We start from the raw sequence: 26319 nt of genomic DNA, 5'->3' as shown, positions 1-26319 counted from the left end.
GCCACAGGTTATTTTTAACGTCTTGGTTCGTCATCTTCCATTTCTTTACGGAAAAAACGACGATTTTCTTCTGGTTCTTCATCGACAGTTTCTTCATCGTAGAAATGAACGCGTAAGACTAGCAAACGTGTACCTTCCATTTCTTCAGCGGTTAACTTAATATTGCCCACTTCAAAAGAAGGTTTTTCCCCTTCATCAGGAATGGTTCCTAATGCTGTAATTAAGTAACCTGCCATTGTATCAACATCGCTCATGTGTAAATCTGTTTCAAATACTTCATTAAATTCGTCAATTAACATGCGTCCTTGAACCAAATATTCATTGTCGGCCACTTGTGTATATAAATTTTCTACTTCATCTGTTTCATCGTCAATTTCACCAACGATTTCTTCTAGTAAATCTTCCAGTGTTGCTAAACCGACAACACCGCCATATTCATCTAGTAAAATCGCCATTTGGTTTTGTGTTCGTTTTAACTCATAAAGTAAATCATCAATAAAAATGGTTTCTGGGACAAATAATGGTTCTTGGATGATCGCGCCTAATTCAATGTTTTCAAAGCCTAAATTACGTGCAGCTTTTAGTAACGTTTTGGTATGTAAAATACCAACAATTTTATCTTTGTCTTCACTATAAACAGGAATCCGAGAATAATTTTCTCCTAAAATTAAATTGATGTTTTCTTGGACATCATCTTGGATGTCAACCATGAATGCGTCTGTCCGAGGAACCATTACTTCTCGTGCCACTTTTGTATCTAATGAAAAGACACCTTGTAGCATTTCTAGTTCTTCGTTTTCCAAAACACCTTCTGTTTCAAGCATGTAGCGCATTTCATCTCGTGTCATCTTCGAATCAGCATCATCGAAAGTCATTGGTGTGATTTTGGATAATAAATCGGTCGAAGCCGATAGCAACCAAACGAAGGGACGCGCGATAACTCCTAAAAAGCGGACTGCACCAGAAGTCAATTGAGCGACTTCTTCTGATTTATTCATGGCAATTCGTTTAGGATATAATTCACCAAATACAATAGAAACGTACGTTAACAACGCTAAGATAATGATACTGGCAAGACTCTTAGCTGCGGCGCCGCCACCTAATACAGGGGCCAAACGACTAGATAAAGTCTCTGCTAATGAAGCACCAGATAGGATATTAACCAAAGTAATCCCTACTTGGATTGTGGATAAAAAGTTATTGGGGTCTTGCAATACCTTAAGCAATTTTTGAGCTTTTGCGTCGCCGTCTTCCGCTTTTTGTTCCACACGATTCTTGTTAACAGATACGACTGCAATTTCCGCCGCTGCCAAAAAGGCATTGATAAACGTCAACACGACTAATAATAGAAGTTGCGCAATTAGCGACTGACTCTCAGGGTCAGCATTATTCATAATGTTCTCTCTCTCCTTAATTGTTGATAATTCCGAGGCTGTACTTTCGTACTCTTTTAACGTTCTTCCTCTTTTTATGGTTAGGCTTAGAAACAGACACAATCAGTATTATGACAGGTTATTTTCTATCCTAATCCATAAAATCATAGCACGAAAGATTAGCGGATTCAATCATTAACCGTTATTTTCTTTCGTATTTGTTTCATTCCCTAAAAGAACGGCATTGGTAACTTTTTCACTACGACCCGCTTTGACCATATCAATAACATAGTAGATAATGGTCCGGCAGATTGCGTAAAATGGGACACCGAGGAAAATACCTAGCAAACCTGCTAAATTTCCTGCTACCAATAAAATTAAAATAATCGTTAATGGATGGATTTTTAGAGATTTTCCGATAACGTTTGGATAAATAATATTTCCGTCCAATTGTTGAACCACTAGCACTACTAAACAACATAAGGCTGCTTTGACGGGTTCATTAAAGATGGTCACTAAGACAGCAGGCGCTAATCCTAGATAAGGTCCTAGATAGGGAATCAAATTCGTAAAGCCGGCAATGACACCAAATAAAAAGGCATAACGAACGCCAAGCAATGAATACCCAATAATCGTAAATGTACCGACAAATAAACATTCAATCGCTTGTCCACTAATATAACTGGATAAGGTTTGGTTCAATTGTCCTAAAAGATCCACAATATCATCTTTTCTTTTCTCAGGTAAAAAGCGTTGAATCGCTGGTACTAGCTTATCTCCATCTTTTAACATATAAAATAAAATAAATGGCGCAGTGACCAAAACAATGGTGGTTGACGCCACCGTTGATACGATTGAACCTAAGCTACTTGATAAACTACTTAAAAATTGTTGGATAATATTGGCATAAGAAATATCCATTTTTTCAATATAGCTTGTTAAATCAATTTGTTTAAAAATAGGTAACTCCGCAATCTCATAAATCCAGGTCTCCACTTGTTTAAAGAAATCCGGCATACTTGATGCTAAACTAGCTAGCTGATCTGCCAACTTAGGGATAATTGTTAATAAGATCAGAACTAATGCGATGATTAGTAATAAAAATACCAGTAAGACGGCATAAATTCGTTTCATTTTCGTCTTCATTAGTAGATTGACCACAGGATTTAGTAAATAATACAAAAAGCCTGCTACTAAGACTGGGGCAAACAACGTTGAAAAGAATGTCCCAATCGGTGCAAATAAGAAATTAATTTTCGAAGCAATAAATAATAGCATGGCCACGACAAGTAATTCAACTGACCAGAAAAATAATTTCGATTCTTTAAATCGATTAATCACAGCGGCTCCTCCTTTATTTTTATTCAATTGTTGCTGTTTTATTTTATCACACCTTCCCCCCTCAGTCATTGAGAATACTTCATTGCTAGAACTTTTTCGTGGTATAATAAAATAGAAACAGATTCTGAACTTGGGGGTTTTTCTATGCATGTAGCTCAAACAAAAGATACCATGAGTGATCTTTATTTAGATGCTGTCCGGCTTCGTCAACGCGTATTCGTAGCGGAACAAGGGGTACCAGAAGAGATGGAAATCGATGAATATGAAGCACATTGTATTCACTTTGTTTTGTACACGAACCATGTAGCTGTCGCAACTTGTCGCTTGCTTCCACTAGAAAATGGCGTTATGAAATTACAACGAATGGCCGTTGAAAAAGCTTACCGTGGCGCCGACTATGGACGAGTGATTATGGAAGCGGCGGAAAATTTTGCCAAAGAACAAGGCTACCACAAGATTACTCTAGGAGCACAAGTCATCGCTGTAGGCTTCTATGAACGTTTAGGTTATCAAAAAACAGGAGCACCTTTTATGGATGCTGGCATTGAACACTACGAAATGAACAAAGAACTATAACACCAATTAAATCGGAAAATTTAGAGCTTGGAGCATTAGCCATTTTGGCTAATGCTCCAAGCTCCTTTTGTGGGCTGTTTACATCGGCTATTTTTTTGATAGCTGTTGATAACGTTGATACCAGATATCTACATACTCGGGCGAGAAGGGGCCTTTTTCGTTATTAATCCAATCCACTAAAGTCTTGACATTTTCTTTTAAAATGAAGTCAATATCTTCTGGATAATCCATTAGTTTGCTATGAAATTCATATTCATCAACGTCTAGTAAACGTTTTTCACCATCTGGAAAAACCTTGATATCTAAATCATAATCAATATACTTCAACGCTTCGTCATCTAAAACATATGGCGAAGCCAGATTGCAGTAATACGAAACCCCCTTTTCTCTAATCATTGCTATTATATTGAACCAATATTTCTTGTGAAAATAAACAATGGCTGGTTCACGAGTCACCCACCGACGTCCGTCGGATTCCGTTACTAACGTGTGATCGTTCACACCAATTAAAGAATACTCGCTCGTTTTTAGTACCATCGTATCACGCCACGTTCGATGTAAATGTCCGTCATGTTTATAACTCTGAATGGTTACAAACTCGCCTTCTTTAGGAATTCCCATAATACCCCAACTTTCCCCAAATAAAGTAAAGCAATGTTACTTTTTGGGTGTTCATACATCGATATCGAAATAATTATATCATATCTTTTGAGTTTGCGTACATTGAGTTCACTTAAAGAAGACGATTTCTGAAAAAATTTAATTCAGATGACCAAATAGTTTAAATTCAGTATATATTTTCAGCTTAATTACTGTATTTTTTCAAAGACTGATACTGCGCTCTCTCTTAAAACCTGATTCAATTCTTCAACATTTGTTTTACCAGTTGTTTCAAGCCACGCAACGGCTGCTTCAGCACCTTGTTGAACAAATGGAAGCACGCCGTCTGCCCAAGTTGCGCGACCACATAAGACTCCATTAAACGAGGAACCTGCTTTTTTTGCAAATTTCAATGTTTCCTGAAACATCGTAGCACTAACCCCTGCACTCAAGAAAATAAATGGAAGTTGTGTTGCTTCACTTTGCATGTTGAAAAAGGCCTGTGCTTCATCTTGGCTATAAAGACTTTCAGTGCCAAAACCTTCTACAAAATTCATGTTCACAGGGACTTCTACTTTTAAAACATCAACATTATAGCGATCCTTTGAAAATTCTTTCATCGCTTCAATTACTTTGTGCGGTTTTACTTTAGCGTATTCTTTTGAAGCACTATCCGAATTGTTTGCATCATAAGAGACAATTTCTAAAAAGAATGGAATTTCTTCGGCTAAACACTCTGAACCAATCCGTTCTATATAAGCTTTCTTTCGCTCATTGATTGCTTCACTTTCGTCAACATCGTAGTAAAGCAAAAATTTACACGCGTCTGCGCCCGCTTCTTTTAAACGCTTAACCGACCAAACATCAAGACTATCGGGTAACCGTCCTGGTGTCGAAGCATCGTAGCCCGTTTTTTCATACGCAAGTAACAAACCTGAAGTCTGTGCTCGATTTTCAGCAGCAGCTAGGCCATATTCTGGATCCAACAAAATTGCTGAAGTCTCTGGTGTTAAGCAACGAGATACTAATACTTTAAAGTCACTGATTTCTTGCGCAGTCACCTCTTTGTATTTTCCCATCATGCGTTTTAAGGCCCCACGTTGATCAATGGCTAGTGCGCCAATAATCCCTTGATCATCTACCAGATTTTCTAAATGTTTACGTTTTTGTTCACTAATTTTTTTCATTCTGTTCCCTCTCCTAATTGATTATTTAGTAACGTAGCAATTTCAGCTGGCGAACTTGCTTGTTTCAGTCCAGAAGTAACTTCTTCTCTTAATAAGAGGCGCGCAACAGAAGAGAGTAATTTCAAATGTGTCGTGCCAGCTTCGGCATCTGGAATAAACAGCGCAATCACAAACTCCGTTAATTGGTTGTCAAGACTCTGCCACTCAACACCTTGGTCCAAGGTAACGATGATAATGGCCGCTTGTTGAATCGTTGCTGCTTTTGCATGAGGTATCGCAAATCCATTCATCATCCCCGTTGTTCCTTCTTGTTCTCGCTCGTTCAGTTTATCGAAAACTTCCTGTGCGTCCTGAGCAACTTCCAATTCTGTTGATTTTTTTGCTAAAAAGTGAAAAACATCCTCTTGCGTTTGTAACTGTTGATTTAAAAAAATATGATTTTCTTTAATAAAAGCCATTCCATCCACTCCTAATTCCTGTTATTTCATTTTTTTGATAACGATTGCTCTTGTTTGGCGATTCTACTTTTTTGTACAAAACCTAGCAATAAGCCACCTACCAATGAACCAGCTAAAATTGCCAAAACCCATTGAACAGCGTGAGTAACAACTGGTAGAACAAGAAATCCTCCATGAGGTGCTGGCACTTGTACCCCAAACATATACGTTAGGACTGCCGCAATTGAAGATCCGAGCATCATAATTGGTAAAACCTTCAAGGGGTCTTTTGCCGCAAACGGAATAGCGCCTTCTGTAATATGTGTGGAGCCTAAAATAAAGTTCACTAGCCCCGCATTGCGTTCATTTGTGTCAAAGTATTTTCCAAAGAATAATGTAGCAAAGCCTGTAATTAAAGGTGGCGCTATGCAGGCAGCAGAAACTCCTGCCATAAAAGAAGTATTTCCTTGAGCTAAGAGTGCCGTCCCAGTAACATAGGCCGCTTTATTAACTGGACCTCCCATATCAAAGGCACACATACAACCCACAATAATTCCTAAAACCAACGGACTGGAGTTTTGGAAACTAGCTAAAAAGCTCATCATTCCTTCGTTAACAGCTTTCATCGGATCTGCTAGTAAAGACATAGTGATACCAATAACTGCAACGCCAATGACTGGATAAAGGAAAATTGCTTTTAAACCATCTAATGATTTAGGCAAGCCTTTAAATACTCTTTGTAATAAAAGAATGAAATACCCAGCAAGAAAACCAGATAATATCCCTCCTAAAAAGCCAGTGCCACCAGTGTTAGCAATCAAACCACCGACAAAGCCCACAACCAAACCAGGTCGTTTGGCAATCCCCTCTGCGATATACGCAGATAAGATTGGCACCATCATGCCCATTGAGGCATCACCAATACTTTTTAACATAGCAGCGGTAGCATTATACTGACTACTTTCTGGATCAAATGAATAAATGCCCCAAATAGCAAAAGAAAGAGCAATTAAAACGCCGCCTGCTACTACAAACGGCAACATGTGAGAGACGCCATTCATTAAGTTTTTATAAATACTATGTCCAACATTTCCTGAAGAAATCTGTGTTTCCTGTTCAAGTTCATCCACTGCTTGGTTTTCGGCCGCAATCGATCCTTTGCCTGCGAGCGCTTCTTCAATTAAGCGATCTGCTTCTTTAATTCCCACACTGACAGGGACATCAATGATTCGTTTCCCAGCAAAACGTTCTGCTTGAACGTCTTTGTCGGCGGCAATAATGACTGCCTCCGCTCCTTGGATTTCTGCAGGTGTTAACTCGTTTTCTATACCAATCTGACCATGTGTTTCAACCTTAATCGTAATACCTTTACGTTTCGCAGCTTGTTCCAATGCCTCCTGTGCCATATACGTGTGCGCTATTCCCGTCGGACAACCTGTAGCAGCTATTAATTGATACGTAGCCATCTGTTTATTCCTCCTCTTGAATCTTTATTTGTTGCTCTAACTCCTGAACATCTGAAAAATCTGTCAATCCTTTGCGAAATGCTGTTGAACTACCTGCTGCAATACTTCTTTTTAAATTTTTTTCCAATGAAAGTCCTTGATGCCAGCCAGCTAAAAAGGTACCTAACATTGCATCCCCTGAACAAGCTGTATTCACAACCATTCCAGTTGGTGAATTACCTGAAAGAACCTTTTCATTATTTATATATAAAGCCCCTTCACTACCTAAAGAAAGTAAAATATTTTTGGCTCCCCGCTTCAGTAATTCTTGTCCGTAAAAAATGTAATCGTCCTTAGTCTGCACTTCTGTATGAAACCACTCTTGAAGTTCTTCTTCATTTGGTTTCAATAAAAATGGTTGATAAGGCAAACAATCTAAAATTTCTTCATAACTACTGTCTAAAATTAAGAACACCTGCTTTTCAAAACAAATTCGGCTAATTTCAATCAAAATACTTGGCGAAACCCCTTGTGGTAAACTTCCTGATACGCACAAATAATCCCCTTTACGTAACTCTGAAATTTTTTTCAAAAAACGTTGTACATGTTCTTCAGATAATTTTGGTCCTTTATTGACTAATTTGTATTCCTTTTGATCTTGGGTAACTTTTGTAAACACATTAATTCTCGTTGTACCAGCGACTTCGATAAAATCAGTGGTTATTTCTTTTTCTTTTAAATAATCCTCGACATAGTTCCCAGTGAAACCAGCTTTGACTCCCAAAGCGGTATTATCAATCCCTAACATCTTTAAAATTAGGGAAACATTGACTCCTTTCCCGTTTGCTTGAATATCATCTTCCTTCGTGCGATTCACGACAAAAGGAACTAGCTCTTCTGTTTCGATAAATAAATCAATGGCTAAATTTAATGTACATGTATAAATAGTCACTGTAGTTCCTCCTTTCTCCTCTTTATTATGTCTCAAAATACTATGTAAAGGTTTTTATTCTTTCGCAAAAATATAGAAAACATTTACAATTTTATAATTTCTCTAGCTTTTTTATTTTTTTTCATTAAAAATAGGCTTATAAATGTTTTTTAGTGAAAGAAAGAAGGGCTGGCCATTATGGAACAAAAATTGAGTGAGTCAGAGCAATATCTCTGGCATTTTATCGAAACACATATTTTAGAAATCCCTGATTATTCCATTGTAAAATTAAGCGAACGAGCCAACGTATCAACTGCGACGATTGTAAGAACCATGAAAAAGAAAGGCTATGAAGGTTTCACATCCTTCAAGCATCACTTGAAAGATAAAGAAAACCAAAATATAAATTTTTCAGCATTAGAAAAAGTAGACCGAGGAATTCGGACAGCCATTTTAAAGAATGAAGAAGAAGTAACTCGCACGATTAACATGATTGAAATTGGTAATATCGAAGATGCGATCCAAAAAATCAAAGCTTCTCGACGGATTATTATCTTTGCTAGAGGTTTTTCAGAATTAATTGCTCAGGAAATGATGGTTAAGTTTCAATTGGCTGGCAAATACTGTGAACTGCATACGGACCCAGAAATTATTAAAAATATTAGTAAAAAATTATCAAAAAAAGATGTGGCTCTTTTTGTTTCTTTAAACGGAGAAACCCAAGAATTAGTTGTCGCTGGTAAAAACTGTTACGACTCAGAAATTGGGACTATCCTTTTAACTGCAAGCAAACACTCTAGTTTAATGAAATACATTGAAATTCCGTTCGTAGGCTTCAAATCAGAAGGCTCCTTTTTCCCCGATTATGAAGTGCGTTCACGGTTACCACTATCCATTCTGGCAAGAATTTTATTGGATGCCTATGCTCTAAGAACGACAACTTAGGCTTTCTTAAATAATAAAAAACAAGCATTCCTTCACTTAAAATAAAGGAATGCTTGTTTTTATTTTGCAACAAAACGTGCTTCTACTCGATAAATTCGTTGACCACGACTAGAAAATTTTTCTTCGTATTCTGTCATAATGTTGCCTTCAAACTCGCTATTATGCAAATCTAGCCATACACGTTCAATAATCATGCCATATTTAGAAAAGCTACTTAATGAGTATTCGAAGAGCCCTTGATTATCCGTTTTAAAATGAATTTCTCCATTTGGTTTTAAAATAATTTCATCTGTCGCTAAAAAGTTTTTATACGTTAAACGACGTTTTTCATGTTTTTTCTTTGGCCAAGGATCTGAAAAATTTAAATAGATTAAATCTACTTCATTTTCAGCAAAATATTCTGTTAATGCTTCGCCGTCTACTCGCAATAACTGTAGATTAGGTAACGGCTCGGCCACTAGCTTATCTAATGCAATCGATAAAATACTTAATTGCATATCGATACCAATATAATTAATTTCAGGATGTGCTTTAGCCATTTCATAAATAAAACGACCTTTACCTGAACCAATTTCAATGTGGATGGGATGATTATTGCCAAAACGTTCTTGCCATTTCCCTTGCCATTTTTCAGGACCTTCTACCACATATTGTGGATATTTTGCCATATATTCTGCTGCTCCGGGTCTATTTCTTACACGCATATTTAAAATTCCTTTCTTTTAAAAACAGACTGGTGAAATTCGCCAGCCTGTGTGGATGTTAAATGAATTAGTTTAACTACTAAACATTCGTTTTAATTGTAAAATTTCTGCAGTCATTGCTCTTCTTTCGCCCTCTTGGTGATGACGAACAATCTCTTGTAAAAAGCTAAATAAACCATACCAATAAATTCGTTGAACTGTACTTTCATTCGGGATTAAACCATAAGATAGTAACCATTGATTCCAGCCGGAACGAGGGACATAATGACTCAAAATCATTCCTAAATCTACCGCTGGGTCCGCGACCATCACAGAATCCCAATCTACTAAATAGAGATAATTATTCGAGACTAACCAATTCCGATGATTCACATCGCCGTGAACAGCTACATAACTAGTTTCTGGATATTCTGGTAAATGATTATATAAATAAGTGATTACTTCTTTTAAATAACTGTTTCGTTTTAATTCTTTAGGTAGTTGACGCTTATACTCTTTCAACATTGTTAGCGGGGTACAAACTTCGCCACCAATTTTTTTCAACATGTCTTTCAGCAAATTGGAATGATGCAATTGGTATAACACGTCAATCACGTCATTGCGTTTGCCAATTTCGTCCGCATGTAATAAACGTCCTTCCAGCCATTCTTGGGCTGTTAGTACGTCGCCATTCGCTGTCCGCTTTGTCCAAATCATCTTCGGGGCTAACCCTTCTTTAGACAATGCTGCAAGAAGTGGAGAAGTGTTTCGTTTAATGAACACTTTCTCTGTTTCTTTTATTCCCATGTATGTTTGACCAGTTGCGCCCTTTATCGGCTGCAGACGCCAGTCTTTATCCAACTGAAATTCCATGGAAATTATCTCCTATCTCAACACAATTTTATTGCAATTTTTACAGCAATTACCATTTTAGTCGCCAAACCTTGCTTCGTCAAGCTTCTATGTGGTTCTTTTGTAAATTTTGCTGGGTTTTCTCATCTTTATAACTTATTCAAGCGCATTGGAACATACATTTTAGTGAAAATCACAACTTCTACAATTAAGGCACTCAGAATGATCAAGCTATTTTGCAAACTGCCTAAACGAAGGCAGACAATCCCACCAAAAATAATGGCCGCAACAGATAATGCGCCGCTAATTAACCGGCGAATCGCTGCTTGTTTTTTTTCTATTGAAATTGGATATAGCTGTGTCATCACCATATAATCAAATTGCGTGTACATGGGAATCAACTGGAACCCGATTAAATAGATGAACAATAGAGCAACTACCAACGCAATCCAGAATTCTTGTAAAAAGAAAAGTAGCACACCACCAACCAAAATCAAACGAAACAATAAGCCGCTATATTCGCTACCTCGTAAAAAGCTCCGAATGAATAAGTAAGCATAAGTGTTCTCAGATGTTTTTTTGACTACTCCGAGGAGAGGATCTAAGTATTTACGACGTTTTACTGTACTACTCACTTCAGGAATATCTGTAAACAGCTGAATGAATTTATAAATTCTATGCATTCTGTTTTGTTCTTTTTGGATCATTTTTTCCCAATCCAAGAAACTCTGTTTCATCTTATTTTGCCAAATACTCGATAAACCAACGGCCAGAATGATGCCACCAACCACACCAACCCAAGGCGTCCAGTAAATGGCTCCCGTCATAATCAAGAGACTACTGATCAACCAAACGAACCACCAACTACGGTAAGTGGTTGACGAAAGATGATAGAGCCCATAGCTTTGTAAACTAAGATGTGTATAAATCATACAAACTAGCATAACCAAAAATAAAAAGAAGGTTTGAAACGACCAACCCGTTGTGACTACAATCAACGGCATTAATAGGCCACTTCCTAGAAAGCTGACCACAATCGGTAAAAGTAAAGAGTAGCGCAGCGCTCGTTTCAGATAAGCAGCGAATTGTTTTTCTTTTGGTAATAAAAAAACCTTGTCTGGCTCTTCTGTCAAAGTGGCCAACTTTCCAACTTGAATGAGTAGTAGCCAGCCCAACAGAATTAACGGTCTACCCCAAACAAAATCACGAGGTAATTCTTTTAACAACTGGGAATAGTACAGACCTAATCCGCCTAATAAAAACATACAGACTAAAACAAAATGATCATTTAAAATATAGCGCAAGTACTTGGACATTTTTTTGAAATGCCGTGACAAACGTTGACTAAAAAATTCGCCCATGTTACCCCACCTTTTCTTCCTTCGTCAAGGCAAGATAAATATCATCTAAAGAAGACTCTGGTAAATTAAATTCTGCACGTAATTCAGCCATTGTACCGTTTGCCCGTAATTTCCCTTCGTGTAGCACCACAAAGCGATCACAATATTTTTCAGCTGTTGCTAAAATATGCGTGGACATTAAAATCGCTGCCCCTTGCTTACGCATCGTATCCATTAATTCTAATAAAGCATGAATTGCTAAAGGATCTAAGCCTAGAAAAGGTTCATCAATAATATATAAACTCGGTTCAATTAAGAATGCACAAAGTACCATGACTTTTTGTTTCATGCCTTTTGAAAAATTAGCAGGAAACCATTCCAATTTATTGTCTAAGCGGAACGTTTTTAGTAATGGTTCCGCTCGTTTGAATGCTTCTTCTAATGGAATATCATAAGCCAAGGCCGTTACTTCGATATGCTCTTTCAATGTTAATTCTTCATATAAAGAAGGTGTTTCCGGAATATACCCAATTTTTTTACGATATTCTTCAGGGGCTTGTTGCAATGTTTCCCCGTCAATCATAATTTTGCCTTTTTGCGGCGTAAGTAACCCAATAATATTTTTGATGGTGGTACTTTTCCCCGCACCATTCAAGCCGATTAAACCAACCATTTCACCAGACTTGACGTCAAAATTAATATCTTTTAAGACAGGAATATGGCCGTAACCTCCTGTTAAATGTTCAATTGTTAAGCTCATTTCTTTTGCCTCCAACCTTTTCTCTCTACCATTATTAAACCCTAAGCGAACCAAGAATTCAAAAATTACTCCCTTAATTAAATGGATTTTTTTCTTTCTCTTATTATACACGAAATGAAACGAACTTTTTAGCGAACTCACGTACTTTTTCATCCACAGAGAAATCAACTTGTGGTAAAGTAAAGGAAAGAACCTAGAGAAAAGAGGAATTTTTCATGAATGATTGTATTTTTTGTAAAATTATCAACGGCGAAATCCCAAGTTATAAAGTCTATGAAGACGAGAAAGTCTACGCGTTTTTAGACATCACACAAGTGACCAAAGGACATACCTTAATGATTCCAAAACAACACGTTACTGATATTTTTGAATATAATGACGTTTTAGCAAGCGACGTCTTTGCTCGTATTCCTAAAGTAGCACGAGCATTAGAAAAAGCTTTTCCAGAAATGGAAGGATTAAACATTTTAAATAACAATAAGGAAGTAGCTTATCAATCCGTTTTCCATTCCCACGTTCATTTGATTCCCCGTTATTCAAAAGAAGATGATTTCTCTATTCATTTTGGCAACCATCAAGAGGACTATTCCGCCGAAGCGATGCAAGAAATTGCTGAGACCATTGCAAAGCAGGTGAACTAAATGAAAAAATTTATTAAAGGTCTCTTTTTTGGCGCAGCTGCCGGTACCATTGGCGGTTTGTTGGCTGCTCCAAGAAGCGGGAAAGAAACACGCCAACATTTAATCAATGAGCTAGAGGACTATCGTTCACTGAAAAATCAAGTCACGAATGACTGGGATCAGGTGCAACGAAATTTGGCAGTTGTCGAAGAAAACGTTCCACTGGCAACTGAATTTTCAAAAGACCTGCAACAAGAAATCACTGATTTCAAATTCCAAGCGGAACCTCGGATTGCTCAAATTAAAGAACAAATTGCTAAAATTACGGCTGAATTACCTGACACACAAACTAACAAGCAAAAGTAAAGTCTTTGATGTTAATTATTTCTTTTGTTATTAAAAAAATAAAAAGTGTGACGTAAATACGAATTTTGTTTGAAACTATGCCTGAGACTCTTTCTTTTTCAAAATGAGGTATGGTATAGTTATAACAGAAATAAAACTAAAAAAAACAGGAGTGCATAAGAGAATGAAGAAAAAACTAATCTTAGCTGCAGCGGGCGCAATGGCCGTTTTTAGTTTAGCAGCGTGTTCAAGCGGTTCAAAAGATATCGCAACAATGAAAGGTTCAACAATTACTGTTGATGATTTTTATAACCAAATTAAAGAACAAAGCACGAGCCAACAAGCGTTTAGCCAAATGGTTATTTATAAAGTCTTTGAAGAAAAATATGGCGACAAAGTAACTGACAAAGCCATTCAAAAGAAATTTGATGACGCTAAAAAACAAGTGGAAGCGCAAGGCGGAAAATTCTCTGATGCACTAACACAAGCTGGTTTAACTGAAAAATCATTCAAGAAACAATTAAAACAAGCCGAAGCAATGCAAGTAGGTTTGAAAGATCATTTGAAAATTACAGATGAAGACTTAAAAACAGCTTGGGCAAGCTTCCATCCAGAAGTAGAAGCACAAATTATCCAAGTTGCTTCAGAAGATGATGCAAAAGCTGTCAAGAAAGAAATCACTGACGGCGGCGATTTCGCAAAAATTGCCAAAGACAAATCAACCGATGCTGCAACGAAAAAAGACGGCGGTAAAATTAAATTTGATTCACAATCAACAACTGTTCCTGCCGAAGTTAAAGAAGCAGCCTTCAAACTAAAAGATGGCGAAGTATCAGAACCAATTGCTGCAACAAACGCACAAACGTACCAAACAACTTACTATGTAGTGAAAATGACGAAAAACAAAGCAAAAGGCAATGACATGAAACCTTATGAAAAAGAGATCAAGAAAATTGCTGAAGATACAAAATTAGCCGATCAAACATTCCAAGCAAAAGTTATTAGTGACGAATTAAAAGCGGCCAATGTGAAAATTAAAGATGATGCCTTCAAGAATGCTTTAGCAGGCTACATGCAAACTGAATCTTCAAGCGCTTCTTCAGAGAAAAAAGAATCAAAATCAAGTGATTCTAAAACAAGTGATACCAAAACAAGCAACTCTGAAAAAGCAACAGATTCTTCAAGTAAAACAACAGAATCTTCTTCTAAATAAACATACAAAAGGGAGTGGTCAATTGACCACCCCCTTTTTTTATTTATCTTTTGGAACATAGAAACTGCGGTTATCTAAACCAAAGATTCGTTCCGTATACTCCCCAGGCTGTGTTTGACGAATTGCCCCTAGCATCATTTGAATGGACGCATCCATGGTATCAATTTGATGTAAGATTTCCGCTTCCATAATTCTTGGTCGCACAGGTGAGCCATATTCCAACAATCCATGGTGGGCTAAGACCATGTGCCGAAGAACGACAACGTCTTCTTCTCGATCATCAATTTTCAAAGCCAAACACGTCTTGGTAATTTCCTCATCCACCAAAACTAAATGACCAATTAAGTTCCCTGCCACCGTATATTCTGTCGTAATAGCGCCAGATAACTCTAAAACTTTTCCTAAGTCATGTAAAATAATCCCTGCGTATAATAGTGACGTGTTAATTTCAGTATATTCCTTAGCAATTGCTTTGCCTAGGCGTAACATTGAGACAGTGTGATAGGCTAAGCCATTCGCAAAGGCATGATGGTTCCGTTTGGCTGCAGGAAATTCATAAAATTCTTGTTGGTATTTCGTCATGAGATAGCGCACAATACGATTCCAATGAGCATTGGTAATTTCAAAAATTACTTGATTGATTTCCTCGACCATCTCTTCTTTTTTCAAAGGCGCTCGTTCCATATATAAACTTGGCTGGCTTGGTTCCTCTGCTGTCGCTAAACGCATGTGTAAAATTTTTACTTGGGGTTTGTTTTGATAAACTTCTCGTTTCCCATTCAGTAAAACAACGTTTCCCGCAGTAAATCGTGTAATTTCATCCTCAGAGGCGTCCCAATATTTTCCGTCAATCGTGCCAGATGTGTCTTGAAAGGTAAAGGCAATAAACTTTTTCCCATTTTTAGCTACACGTACATCGGCATTTTTAATTAGAACAAATGATTCAAAAAGTTCTTCTACTGTTAATTCACGTAATTTTTTCACTTGACGCTTCCTCCTTCTAACGCAATTACTCTTTGTTGTAAGTCCTGATAATAGCTTACCATTTCTTGGTCAGAAGAAAAACAAATGACTTGCTGTTTTTGACCAAACTTAGTAAATAATTCAGCTAATTGGGCTTTTCTTTGATGATCATAGTGTAACCAGCCATCATCAATGATAATTGGACAAATCAGTTGCTCGCCTTGGACTGCTAAAAAGGCAAAACGAACAGCCATCATCAATTGATCTTTAGTGCCAGTTGATAATTCATGTAAATAAAACATTTCTTGTTCTTTCGTCACCGCAACTAGTTGACCTTCGGCTACTTGGATTGATTGATAACGCTGATTTGTTAAAAGTGCAAAGTAGCTTGATGCATACTGTAATAAGCTGGGCAATTGTTGTTCCGAAAGCTCTGTTAATAGGTCCATTAACAGTTGCCCCGCCAGTTGATACCCAGACCAACGTTGAGCTAGTTCTTTGATTTCCGCTTTTAAAATTGCTTGGCGTTGATACAACTCATCTAAGGTACCATCCGTCATTAATTGTTGTTTTTCATAAATCAGCGCTTGATACTGTTCTTGTATTTTATCTAACTTGCTTTCTTCCAGTGCTTGTTGCTGCGCCAGTTGTAAAGAACGGTCTTTTAACGTTGCCTCTGTTACCGCTTCTGGAAACAGATTGCCTAATTGTGTCGCTAATTCTTGCCCACGACCAACTTGAGCTTGCTGAGTGGTCAGCTGTTGAATCCTCATTGGAACATCAGCGATTGATAGAATCCGATAACGAATTAGTAAAGGCTGAATTCGTGTTAATGCTTCTTGCTGTTTAGTTTTCAACTCTCGTAACTGCTGTTTGAGATAGCCATCTGCTTGATACTCTTGAGCAAAGCGAACTTTCTCCATTTCTTCAGCAAACCCTTCTAAAAAGTGTAGCTTTTCGGAAAGGCTCTTTCCTTGTAAGGGTAAATGCGTCATCAATGGGAAGACTTGTTCTTCAAATACTTGGCGTTTTTGTTGATTTTCCTTCAATTGACTCATGAGTTCTTCATTTGTTTGAACAAGCAATAAATAGCGCGTAATCAATTCCCGCTGATTCATTAAAGTATCAATTTGTTGCATTTTTCCTAATTGATGGACTTGGGCTTGCTCCGCTACTGCTTGTTCAAGTTGTTCCACTTTCAGTTGTGCCTCACGTTCTTGATTCAGCGCCTGTTGGAACTGTTCATTTAAATAATCTAGTTGCGAAAGTTTCGTCTGCCATTCTTCTTTCACTTCATCAGAGGAAGCTTCTTTTCTAGTGGCGTAGCTAAGCACTTCTTTCGCGATAAGACTAACTCCCACGAGAACTAGGCCCCATTTTAAAGGGCTCGGCAAAAAGAAACCGAGTAATGCAAGGATACTTCCTAGCAATAACCAAAGTGGTTGACTTGTTTTCTGCGCTTTTTGGGCACGCGTCGCTTCACCAAAAAATGCGGCATGCGCTTTTTCAAAATCCGTTAACTGGTCTTCCAGATTTTCAATTTGAGAAGCCAAGAATGCTTTCTGTTCTTGTCCTTTTTGAAGAGCTTGCGTATACGCAACTTGTTGTTGGCGCCACTTTTGAACGGTTTCGTTGTCATAAAAAAGCTGTGGTGGTCGTTCAGGCGACCATGACCATTCGTTCTCTAAAAGGACCATTTCTTGACGATTTTGCTCAAAGGTTTGGGTCATCCATTCCGATTCCGTCATCAATTGTTGCATATCATAGCGTTGATTCAACAATTGTTGAATCAATGCTTCTTGTTCTAGGTAAAAAGCATAGCCTTCTGGAACATCGAGCGCTTCTGACTGAAGAGATAACTCTTTGGTCAAACGTTGTCGTTCTTTGTCTAGGTACATATATTCTTGAAAGGTTTCTTCTAATTGAACTTGGTCTTCTTTTACTAAAACAACGTTCTCTGTTTCTTCAGGTAGCGACTGCCATTCTTCGTACAAGGGAAAGTGACGTTGCTGTTCCGCAACCTGTAACAAGTCCTGTTGCGTTTCTTTTAATTGCTGTTGCAGTGTCACTCGCTGTTGTTCTGTTTCGCGAATCGTTTCTTCTAATTGTTGAAAAGTTTGTTGCTGCGCTTCTTTCTCTTGAATTTGCTCTTTTAGTTCTTGATAAGCCGCCAACTTCTGATTGAGTAATGGCTGCTGTCCTTTACCTTTAAAGATTTTTTGTGCTTCTTTAAAGTACGCATTTCGGTAAGTCAAAAGTTGTTGACTACCAGAAACACCAATGGCTAACAAGGATGTTTGCAGTTCCTCTTCTGTCAACTTGTCACTCGTAATTAATTGTTCTTGTTGGAAAGTAAAAACCTCTTGAAATAACTTTTTCGTTAGCGGATGTAACATTTGCTGTAAGGTTTTTTCATCCCCCATTTGTTGTTGATAATAAATGATTGCTTGCCCTTTATTTTTTTCTTTAAAACGCTCGACTTGAACTTCCCCAAACACAGGATGTGCCAACCACAAACGACCACCATACGAGCCACCATTTTTAGGTGCGTAATCGCGTTTTCTTTTGCCCTTTGTGGGAAACCCAAACAGCATTGCTTGAATGAATTGATACAATGTGGACTTGCCAACTTCATTTGCGCCGTACAGCAATTGATTACCAGATTCAAATGTAATTTTCTGTTGTTGCCATTTTCCAAAGCCCACAATCTCTACTGCAAGTAATTTCATAGTGGGTCCTCCTGAATAGTAAAGTCTTCATTAATCTGCTCATGTGCTAGGCGCAAGCTCTCTAATCGCCACTGCTCATCCATTGAAAAAATTCCAGCAAATTCTGGATAACGTAACAATTCCTTGGTGGTATCTTCAAAAATAACTGGATCTAAGTATGTTTTTTCTAATGCCGTTAATAAATTGGGACTAGCGGCTAAATAGATCGGTTCTTTCGTTGGTTCCTCTGCTTGCAATATTAGGCGATAAACAAAAAAATCACCTTGCGTTTTTTGTAAAAGCTGCTGCTGTAAGTAGCTTAATAGTTCACCATTGACAATGGCTTGCACCACGGTCACATCCAAATGTTGCGTTTCTTTCAGTGTCAACGCCATCAATTGCTGTTGCTGATGCGCATGCCACTTCGTCAGCAAACTGGTTTCAAGATAAGACAAAACGCTTTGGGTGTCACGACATTGCGCCAGAGATACTTCTTCATTCGTCCAATCTATTTCTGCGACTTTTTCAAATTGAACAGTCGCTTGATTTTGGGAAAGTGTGACCACTGCAACCCCTTGTAAAGACTGTTCTTTTTTCGTGTGTCCTTGAGGTGTTCCAGGATAAACAATTAGCGGTTGTTCACTAACAATTTGCGGCTGATGAATATGGCCCAATGCCCAATAATTATAGCCAGTGGTTTTTAAATCCTTCCATGTAAACGGAGCATAATTTTGTTGCGCTTTCCGACTGGTGTCTCCATGATAAATCCCAATATGAATGTCAGATTCTGCTTGTTTGATAGGAAATTCTAGTGCTTTATTTTCATCAATCCAGGGATGCTCATAACTAAACCCCGAAACAGCCACTTGTTCGCCCGCTTTCGTTTCAAAATACAGCGTCTCAACCATTTCTTTTTCAAATAAAAAAACATTGTCTGGAAAAGAAAACCAATAGCGGTCTTTTTTATAGTAATCATGATTCCCAAATGTTAGAATCACAGGGATTTCTGCTTGTTTCAACTGTTCTAACGCAGCCATCAATTGGGCTTGCATTGAAATAGAGGTCTGACTTTGATGAAACGTATCTCCTGCAAAAATAACCAAGTCCACCGCTTCTCGAATGGCAACTGTTACGATATTCATTAACAATTGTTGATTAGCTTCTCTTAAGCGCTTCGCTAAAGCTGTCGGGATCCCAGTTAACCCTTCAAAAGACCGATCCATGTGTAAATCAGCTGTATGCAATAGTTTCATCTTTTCCCCTCCTTTTCTCCTCCCTTTATCATATCATTTTCTGCCAGCTTGGTCAGTAAAAACATACGAAAATTTGTTCGTTTTTTTATTTTCATTAAAAGAAAAACTCTGACAAATTGTCTTATAGACAACTTGTCAGAGTTCAATTACGTAAATTAATCGTTATACATATCACGCACAGGAGTCATGATAATTCGGTTTAAATCATTGACAACTAAGCTAAACGCTTGTTCTTTTTGCATTAATTCGTTGATAACTGCTGTTTCTTGCACTTTCGTTGCAATGCTTTGTGCTTTTTCAGCATCTTCATCCGTGAATTCTTCGCCGCGCATTTGTTTTTCTTGTAGTCCTTGCTGGAATCCTTGGAATTCTTTAAACAATGTGTAAGCTGCTTCGTCTGCTTTTACTTCTTCATACGCTGCTTGTAATGCTTTAAATTCGTCTAACTCACGTAGTTCACGTTCAATCTGATTGGCTGTATCATAAATGTTACTCAATGGAATCCCTCTTTTCTCAATAGTTTCATCTTTATTGTACCATTTCTCTTAGGTTTTCCCAACTAATTTCCTAATAAGCCTCCGAAAATTCCTTCAATCTTGTCTTTGACTTTTTTCGCGCCGTCTTTAATTTGTCCCCCAACTTCATTCAATGTATCTCCGAAATTGCTAGCGCCATCTTGAACAGAGTTTCCAAAGTCTTTTAAGTTATCCCGCCAATTAGAATTGGCACCACCGGTTAAACTATCGTTGCTATCAACAACTTTCCCACCTGTGGCATAAGCATCCGCGACAGGAAATTGTGCTTGTTTGACTTGTGGCAAGATGCCACTGGCTTGACTGTTGAACACCTGAGAGGCATATGTGGCGCTACTACCTTCCAGATAATGGGTTTTACTGGTTTCTTGGAAGCCTAACCAAGTAGCAATGACAACTTCTGGTGTATAACCAATCACCCACTGATCGTTCGTTTTACTACTATCGAAGTTGGTTTCTGTCGTACCTGTTTTACCAGCCATTACGTAGCCTGCTGGTTGTGCGTTGACCCCGCTCCCAGAACTAAAGACCCCTAGTAGCATACTTGTAATCCCATCTGCAACATCTTTGGTAATGACTTGTTCTTTCTTGACTTTAGTATTATCAACTACAATTGCGCCAGTTGAGTCGACGATTTTTGTAATTAAATGCGTTTCAGTTTTATAGCCTTCATTGGCAAAGGCACTATAAGCTCCCGCCATAGTTAGTGGCGAAACACCCGTTTGTAATCCTCCAAGGGCTAAACCATAGTACCGATCTTTTTCTGATAACGGAATGCCAAATTTCTCTGTTTTTTCATAGCCTTTATCTAAACCAATTTGATGTAATAACCACACCGCTGGTAAATTTAAGCTTTCTCCTAAGGCTTGGTACATAGGAACTTCTCCACTGTACGTTCGGCTATAGTTTTGCGCTGGATAATAATCTTGTGGTTTATCTTCTAAAACAGAGTCTGGTTTATAGCCAGCCTCTAAAGCTGGTGTATAGACAGAAATTGGTTTTAAGGACGAGCCTGGTGAACGTTTTGTTTGCGTTGCAAAGTTAAAGCCTCGATAAACGTGTTCCCCTCGACCGCCCACCAGCGCTTGCACGCCGCCGGTTTTCGGATCAATGGCTACAGAACCACTCTGAACCATGGCACCATCTTCTGCATTGGGTGGAAATAGTGCATCATTTTTATAAGTTGCATCCATCGCATCTTGATACCCCTGATTTAAAGAAGTGTAAATCTTGTATCCTTTATTTAAAATATCTTCTTCTTTAAATTTATAACGATTGACCGCTTCATCAATTACCGCATCAAAATAATATGGATATTTGTAACTATTTTCGTCGCCAACATAGGTGTCATTTAATAGACTCGCTAAGTTAACACTCGCTTCTTGATTGGCTTCTTCTTGAGATAGTTTTTTATTGTCGACCATTAGTTGTAAAACGGTATTCCGTCGCGCTGTGGCATTGTCAATATAATCAATTGGGTTATAAATTCCTGGCCCTTTTAACATGCCCGCTAGCGTTGCGGCTTCCCCCACTGTCACTTGGGACGCATCCACGCCAAAGTATTTACGAGCTGCATCTTGCACGCCCCAGACACCATTACCAAAATAAGAATTATTTAAATACATTGCCAAGATATCTTTTTTCGAATATTTCTTTTCGATTTCAATCGCTAAGAATAATTCTCTGGCTTTCCTATCTAACGTTTGCTCTTGCGTTAAGTAAGCATTTTTGGCTAATTGCTGCGTAATTGTACTTCCGCCACCACCGCCACCGATTTTCCCGAAGGTCAATTTTCCAACAACCGCACGGGCAATCCCTTTGATGGAATACCCTTTATGTTGATAAAACCCGCGATCTTCAGTTGAAATAACCGCATCTTGAATATAAGGAGAAATATTATCCAGTTCCACAAAAGTCCCTTTTTGCCCGAATAACTTTCCGACTTCTTTTCCTGATTCATCATAAACGCGTGTTGATTCACTTAGCCCCGATTTTAGGGTCTCAACGTTTGCGGACTTGGCTAAGTAAAATAAATAAATACTGGCACCTAAAGCGACTACCAAACCAATTAACAAGAAAATTTTATTGATTTGATACTTTTTCCAAATCCGCTTTCTGGCTTGATGGAATTGTATTAAATAAGGCTTTATCCACGTCCAAAAATGACGTAATCCGACACCGACTTTACTAAAAAATTGTTTAAGATTGTCCATAGTACTCCCTCTGTTTACGTTTCTTGGCTAAGTCTACCATATTCTTGTGGGTACGACCTAGGTCTAAAGCATGAAAAATTCTTGAAAAACAATTTCAATGGTCTTTTCGCTATAGCAAAGGAAATATGGCCTTCACTAGAGGTAAATAATTGCTTACGTTTAGAAACGAGTCTTTATTTAGCCTCTATTCTATCATGCTTTTCTTCGTTTTTTATGTAAATTTGTTTAAGAATCTCTCAAGGAACTGCCTTTCTAACAAATTTCAGCTTTTTTTCCGTTCTGACTTGACCTTTTGAGTAGCTTTGTTACACTAAATAGCGAATCAGTGAAAGGTGGGATTTGGTGGAATATTCAATGAGATTACCTGAAAATTTTTCAACAATGACTGTAAAAGAACTATTAGAAAATGAGTGGCTAGTCCCTCGAAAAGTGCGCCATTTTTTACGCACGCAAAAAAATGTCAAAATCAACGGAGAAACAGCTGCTTTTCATTTTCCAGTCCAAGCTGGCGATTGTGTCACCTTAACGTTTGAAGAAACCGATTATGTGCGTCCCACTATTCATTTGGGGGAAGCAACGCGTGTGAAGGTTTTATATGAAGACGAACATTTAATGATTGTAAATAAACCTTATGGCATTAAAACCCATCCAAATCAGCCACAGGAAACAGACACCTTGTTAAATCATGTTGCTGCCTATTTAGCTGAGAAAAATCAGGTCCCTTATGTCGTTCATCGATTAGATAAAGAAACCAGTGGTGCGATTGTCTTTGCTAAAAATCCTTTTGTCTTACCTATTTTAGGGCGTTTATTAGAAACAAAACAAATTTACCGCCAATATCAAGCGATTGTAGCTGGTCACTTTAACCAAAAAGAACAGACAATCAATCAGCCAATTGGTCGTGATCGGCATGATCGCCGGAAACGACGGATTGATCCTCAAAAAGGGGATTCAGCGATTACACATGTCCAAGTGGTCCAAGCTCTTTCTAACAATCAAACCGCAGTTACCTGTGTTTTAGAAACAGGTCGGACGCACCAAATTCGGGTCCATTTAGCTAGCGAAGGGCATCCAATTATTGGTGATCCGTTATACAACCCAAAATCGCAGGCAGCTCGTTTAATGCTCCATGCTTCACAACTTCATTTACTCCATCCGTTTACAAAAAAACAAATCGTTGTGACTGCAGCGCCTGGCCTATGGTAAAAAAACAGAAGAAATCGGACGGTAACCGCCGATTTCTTCTGCTTTTTTATTTTACCGCACATTCACTGCTGAGAACGGCATATCTGCGTTTGCTTAGTGTCTTGGTGTTAAACAGTTCCTGAGCTAACTCTCAGCCTTAATCATTTGTAGCCACTCTTTTTGTAAAATTCCGTAATTGTAGATATCCAGCCATTGGCCATCTTGAAATAACGCTTCTCTATCAATTCCTTCTTTTTTGAAGCCTACTTTTTCATAAACTTGAATCGCTTTTTGATTGTTACTATTGACAGCTAATCTGATTTTGTGCAAACCCAATTCATAAAAAGCAAATTTACAAATTAAAGACACCGCCTCAAAGCCATATCCTTGACCACGTTGCTCTTTTTGTAAAATAGCAATCCCTAAATTGGCCCCTCTATTTTTCAACTGTACATCAGACAACGAAACCCAACCAATAAATTCCTCTGTCGTATTTTCTAAAATAGCAAATAGAAATCGATCATCTTCTCCTTTATTAATTGTGAAATCTTTCCATTCTTCAAGCCCCCACGGATGTAAAGCATCCCAGCTCAAATGCCGAAGCAATTCATTATCCTATTGCTGTTTTGCAATATGTTCGATATATTCTTCTCTAAAATGAGAAAAGCCAATGTGTTTTCCTTTTAAGACATTTTTCATAAGAACACCTTTAATTTCCTAAATTATTTTCTATTTGCTGACTATCTATTTCCTCGTATTTTTGTAAAAAAGTGGCAATTTTTTCGATGACACACGCATTTTTATCGCTTTGGTCATTCTCTACCTGAAGAACAAGCAACGGTTCATGCAGACTTAAGCGTAGCAAAAACCACCCACTGCCATATTGACCAGACACGTTTCCCCGAACACCTTCTTGGTTTTCACGGTCCACAGCAAAGTCTGCTTGATTTTCTACAAACAATTCAAAGTCTCGCAAGACTTGTTGCCCATAACAAGTAACATCCTCCGCAGTAATTTTGAAGCGAAATTCGTTGGTTTCTGCCGGTTGCTTCAATGTAGCAATCAGATCACCTAACGTTTGATTGTTTTGTTTCAATTCTGGTAACAACATTAAAATTTTTGCCACGACATATGCACCATCATCCAGATTGTAGTTTTCTTGAAACGCTGCATGACCACTGGTTTCAATGGCTAACGGCGTCTGAAAGCCCCCATGATTCAATTCAATCATTTTATTAATGACATTTCGGTAACCAGAAATATAACGAATCTGTTGGCCGCCTTTTTCTTCAATAAATGTTTTTAAATGACTTGAGGTTGGCGAATTTGTCACAATATAACTACCAGGCGCTTCTTTTAAAACGATTGCCGCTAAAACAGCAATTAAATTATTTCGGTTTAGTACCTCACCTGATTGGTCCACTACGGCCGAACGATCTACATCTGTATCAAAAATAATGCCCAAATCTGCCTGATTAGCTAAAACAGCTGTTTGAATACTTTTCATTGCTTCAGAATTATCTGGATTAGGTACATGATTAGGAAAATGCCCATCTGGTTCTAAAAACTGTGATCCCGTCGTATCAGCGCCCAAAACTTGAAGAACCTGCTCCGCAAAGAAGCCCCCAGCCCCATTACCCGCATCAACGATAATTCGAAAGCCCTGTAAAGGTTTCTCTTCTGGCGAATGAATTCCTTGGCGGATTTTTTCCACCAAATGCTCCGCATAAATTGGCAGTAACTCTTGCTTCATCAGTGTGCCATTTTCATTGGCCGTCAGCGGATCAGTATGAGATAAAATATACCGAATATCTTCTTTCTCTGCTCCACCTTCTGCTGTGAAGAACTTCAAGCCATTAAAGTAATAAGGCAAATGGCTAGCTGTAATCATAATCGCTGCATCACATTGAAGCGTTGGAAATTGAGTAGCCATAAACATAGCAGGCGTCGTAGCTAAACCAACGTCAATCACCTGAATACCTAATGAAAGAAACGTATCTACTAATGCTTGCTTAATCGGCTCCGCCGTTAGACGACTATCATGTCCGATTGCAATTGTCAGGCGCTGTTGTGCCTTTCGTGGCAGCTGTTTTTTGTCCTGTAACCAACGAACCACGCCCACCGCAATCTCGGCTACTGCTGTTGCGGTTAATGTTGCAGTTTGCTCTTCCGTATCCAAAGCAATTCCCCGAATATCCGAACCGTTTTGTAGCGCTTTCAATTCTACCAAGAAAAAAACTCCCTTCTATTGATGCTTTCAATTTTAAAAAATCATATTTTCGATGCGTTCGATAAAGTGTTCCGCATCCTCTTCTGAACGTGTAATCACAATAATCGTATCCGCACCAGCCACTGTACCAGCCACTTCTGGATAAGCTACTTCATCTAAAAAGTTACTCACCACATCGGCATTCCCCATCTCTGTATGCAAGATGACAATAAATTGTACTCGCTCCATTCGAACAACTGAATCTTTTACTGATTCTCGTAATTTCTCTTCACTGCTTGTGCCTTGTGCTTGAGAAAAAATTGCATATTTGACACGACCATCTGCACCATGTGTTTTAACAATACTCATTTCACGGATATCTCTTGAAACAGTCGCTTGAGTGGCTCGGACGCCAAGTTCTTCCAAACGAGTGATTAATTCATCTTGTGTTTCAATTTCTTGTTGCATAATTAATTGTTTAATCAAACGTTGACGTTCTGCTTTTTTCATATAGACCACTCCTCTCCATTCATTTCTTTTATTATATCCAAAAATGAGTAAAAATACAGGTACTTTTCACATTAAACTCTTTATTTATCTGAAAAAG

At 38.2% G+C, this 26319-nt stretch carries 24 protein-coding genes and 1 pseudogene; 6 read left to right on the top strand and 19 right to left on the bottom strand.

Annotation, left to right across the window (positions count from 1 at the left end; translation table 11 throughout):
- Positions 1-14: 14 nt before the first annotated feature.
- Together IGJ20_RS02350 and IGJ20_RS02345 are read right to left on the bottom strand one after the other, a co-directional pair.
- Entirely contained in the window at positions 15-1394 is a 1380-nt protein-coding gene (locus tag IGJ20_RS02350; RefSeq protein WP_002363168.1) for a hemolysin family protein, read from the bottom strand.
- Positions 1395-1568: 174 nt separating this feature from the next.
- The gene (locus IGJ20_RS02345; protein ID WP_002384914.1) at positions 1569-2783 is read right to left on the bottom strand and encodes an AI-2E family transporter; all 1215 of its coding nucleotides are present in this window, start codon (positions 2781-2783) and stop codon (positions 1569-1571) included.
- A 75-nt stretch (positions 2784-2858) separates the two neighbouring features.
- On the opposite strand from IGJ20_RS02345, the gene IGJ20_RS02340 reads away from it, so the two are divergent.
- The gene (locus tag IGJ20_RS02340; RefSeq protein ID WP_202522329.1) at positions 2859-3290 is read left to right on the top strand and encodes a GNAT family N-acetyltransferase; all 432 of its coding nucleotides are present in this window, start codon (positions 2859-2861) and stop codon (positions 3288-3290) included.
- An 87-nt stretch (positions 3291-3377) separates the two neighbouring features.
- On the opposite strand, the gene bph is transcribed toward IGJ20_RS02340, so the two are convergent.
- The 5 genes from bph to pfkB all read right to left on the bottom strand — a co-directional run bounded on the left by bph (position 3378) and on the right by pfkB (position 7911).
- The gene (gene bph, locus IGJ20_RS02335; RefSeq protein ID WP_002355538.1) at positions 3378-3911 is read right to left on the bottom strand and encodes a biofilm phosphatase Bph; all 534 of its coding nucleotides are present in this window, start codon (positions 3909-3911) and stop codon (positions 3378-3380) included.
- A 188-nt stretch (positions 3912-4099) separates the two neighbouring features.
- Positions 4100-5077, bottom strand: a complete 978-nt coding sequence (gene lacD, locus IGJ20_RS02330) for a tagatose-bisphosphate aldolase (RefSeq protein WP_002371479.1) — start codon at positions 5075-5077, stop codon at positions 4100-4102.
- On the bottom strand, positions 5074-5535 hold the full coding sequence (locus tag IGJ20_RS02325; RefSeq protein ID WP_002358680.1) for a fructose PTS transporter subunit IIA: 462 nt from the start codon (positions 5533-5535) through the stop codon (positions 5074-5076). Before IGJ20_RS02325 ends, lacD begins: the two co-directional genes overlap by 4 nt.
- 26 nt (positions 5536-5561) lie before the next feature.
- On the bottom strand, positions 5562-6980 hold the full coding sequence (locus tag IGJ20_RS02320) for a PTS fructose transporter subunit IIC (protein WP_002355535.1): 1419 nt from the start codon (positions 6978-6980) through the stop codon (positions 5562-5564).
- A gap of 4 nt (positions 6981-6984) precedes the next feature.
- A complete protein-coding gene (pfkB, locus tag IGJ20_RS02315) occupies positions 6985-7911 on the bottom strand; it encodes a 1-phosphofructokinase (RefSeq protein WP_202522328.1) in 927 nt (308 codons plus the stop codon).
- Between the two features lie 177 nt (positions 7912-8088).
- Here pfkB and IGJ20_RS02310 point away from each other — a divergent pair, with 177 nt between their 5' ends.
- A complete protein-coding gene (locus IGJ20_RS02310; RefSeq protein WP_002363162.1) occupies positions 8089-8835 on the top strand; it encodes a MurR/RpiR family transcriptional regulator in 747 nt (248 codons plus the stop codon).
- A gap of 59 nt (positions 8836-8894) precedes the next feature.
- Here the strand turns inward: IGJ20_RS02310 and trmB are convergent, their stop codons facing one another.
- The 4 genes from trmB to IGJ20_RS02290 all read right to left on the bottom strand — a co-directional run bounded on the left by trmB (position 8895) and on the right by IGJ20_RS02290 (position 12470).
- Positions 8895-9539, bottom strand: a complete 645-nt coding sequence (gene trmB, locus IGJ20_RS02305) for a tRNA (guanosine(46)-N7)-methyltransferase TrmB (RefSeq protein WP_002355532.1) — start codon at positions 9537-9539, stop codon at positions 8895-8897.
- A 72-nt stretch (positions 9540-9611) separates the two neighbouring features.
- Complete coding sequence (locus IGJ20_RS02300) at positions 9612-10391, bottom strand: phosphotransferase family protein (RefSeq protein WP_002355531.1); 780 nt, start codon at positions 10389-10391, stop codon at positions 9612-9614.
- A gap of 128 nt (positions 10392-10519) precedes the next feature.
- Positions 10520-11731, bottom strand: a complete 1212-nt coding sequence (locus IGJ20_RS02295; protein WP_010821408.1) for an ABC transporter permease — start codon at positions 11729-11731, stop codon at positions 10520-10522.
- A 1-nt stretch (position 11732) separates the two neighbouring features.
- Complete coding sequence (locus tag IGJ20_RS02290) at positions 11733-12470, bottom strand: ABC transporter ATP-binding protein (RefSeq protein WP_002363160.1); 738 nt, start codon at positions 12468-12470, stop codon at positions 11733-11735.
- Between the two features lie 215 nt (positions 12471-12685).
- Between IGJ20_RS02290 and IGJ20_RS02285 the strand changes: the two genes are divergently transcribed.
- The 3 genes from IGJ20_RS02285 to IGJ20_RS02275 all read left to right on the top strand — a co-directional run bounded on the left by IGJ20_RS02285 (position 12686) and on the right by IGJ20_RS02275 (position 14648).
- The gene (locus IGJ20_RS02285) at positions 12686-13111 is read left to right on the top strand and encodes an HIT family protein (protein WP_202522327.1); all 426 of its coding nucleotides are present in this window, start codon (positions 12686-12688) and stop codon (positions 13109-13111) included.
- The gene (locus IGJ20_RS02280) at positions 13112-13456 is read left to right on the top strand and encodes a YtxH domain-containing protein (protein WP_002355526.1); all 345 of its coding nucleotides are present in this window, start codon (positions 13112-13114) and stop codon (positions 13454-13456) included.
- 163 nt (positions 13457-13619) lie between these two features.
- Complete coding sequence (locus IGJ20_RS02275) at positions 13620-14648, top strand: peptidylprolyl isomerase (RefSeq protein WP_010822547.1); 1029 nt, start codon at positions 13620-13622, stop codon at positions 14646-14648.
- 39 nt (positions 14649-14687) lie between these two features.
- Here IGJ20_RS02275 and IGJ20_RS02270 read toward each other — a convergent pair whose 3' ends face one another.
- The 5 genes from IGJ20_RS02270 to IGJ20_RS02250 all read right to left on the bottom strand — a co-directional run bounded on the left by IGJ20_RS02270 (position 14688) and on the right by IGJ20_RS02250 (position 22318).
- Complete coding sequence (locus IGJ20_RS02270) at positions 14688-15632, bottom strand: 3'-5' exoribonuclease YhaM family protein (RefSeq protein WP_202522326.1); 945 nt, start codon at positions 15630-15632, stop codon at positions 14688-14690.
- Entirely contained in the window at positions 15629-18340 is a 2712-nt protein-coding gene (locus IGJ20_RS02265; RefSeq protein ID WP_202522325.1) for an ATP-binding protein, read from the bottom strand. Before IGJ20_RS02265 ends, IGJ20_RS02270 begins: the two co-directional genes overlap by 4 nt.
- The gene (locus IGJ20_RS02260) at positions 18337-19572 is read right to left on the bottom strand and encodes a DNA repair exonuclease (RefSeq protein WP_202522324.1); all 1236 of its coding nucleotides are present in this window, start codon (positions 19570-19572) and stop codon (positions 18337-18339) included. Before IGJ20_RS02260 ends, IGJ20_RS02265 begins: the two co-directional genes overlap by 4 nt.
- 155 nt (positions 19573-19727) lie before the next feature.
- A complete protein-coding gene (locus tag IGJ20_RS02255; protein WP_002355518.1) occupies positions 19728-20069 on the bottom strand; it encodes a YlbF family regulator in 342 nt (113 codons plus the stop codon).
- Positions 20070-20131: 62 nt separating this feature from the next.
- Positions 20132-22318, bottom strand: a complete 2187-nt coding sequence (locus IGJ20_RS02250; protein ID WP_002366159.1) for a PBP1A family penicillin-binding protein — start codon at positions 22316-22318, stop codon at positions 20132-20134.
- 342 nt (positions 22319-22660) lie between these two features.
- Here IGJ20_RS02250 and IGJ20_RS02245 point away from each other — a divergent pair, with 342 nt between their 5' ends.
- Entirely contained in the window at positions 22661-23524 is an 864-nt protein-coding gene (locus tag IGJ20_RS02245) for an RluA family pseudouridine synthase (RefSeq protein ID WP_315985676.1), read from the top strand.
- Positions 23525-23647: 123 nt separating this feature from the next.
- Here the strand turns inward: IGJ20_RS02245 and IGJ20_RS02240 are convergent.
- From IGJ20_RS02240 to argR, 3 genes and pseudogenes are all read right to left on the bottom strand, one after another.
- Positions 23648-24202: pseudogene (locus IGJ20_RS02240) on the bottom strand (GNAT family N-acetyltransferase).
- A gap of 10 nt (positions 24203-24212) precedes the next feature.
- Positions 24213-25733, bottom strand: coding sequence for a phosphomannomutase/phosphoglucomutase (locus IGJ20_RS02235; protein ID WP_192211644.1), 1521 nt, complete (start codon positions 25731-25733; stop codon positions 24213-24215).
- Between the two features lie 33 nt (positions 25734-25766).
- The gene (gene argR / locus IGJ20_RS02230) at positions 25767-26222 is read right to left on the bottom strand and encodes an arginine repressor (protein WP_002355509.1); all 456 of its coding nucleotides are present in this window, start codon (positions 26220-26222) and stop codon (positions 25767-25769) included.
- Positions 26223-26319: the final 97 nt, after the last annotated feature.

Origin of the sequence: Enterococcus sp. DIV0294, from assembly GCF_050558155.1 — a bacterium.
Classification (GTDB): Bacteria; Bacillota; Bacilli; order Lactobacillales; family Enterococcaceae; genus Enterococcus; species Enterococcus faecalis.
This window is presented reverse-complemented; position numbering and strand designations above follow the sequence as displayed.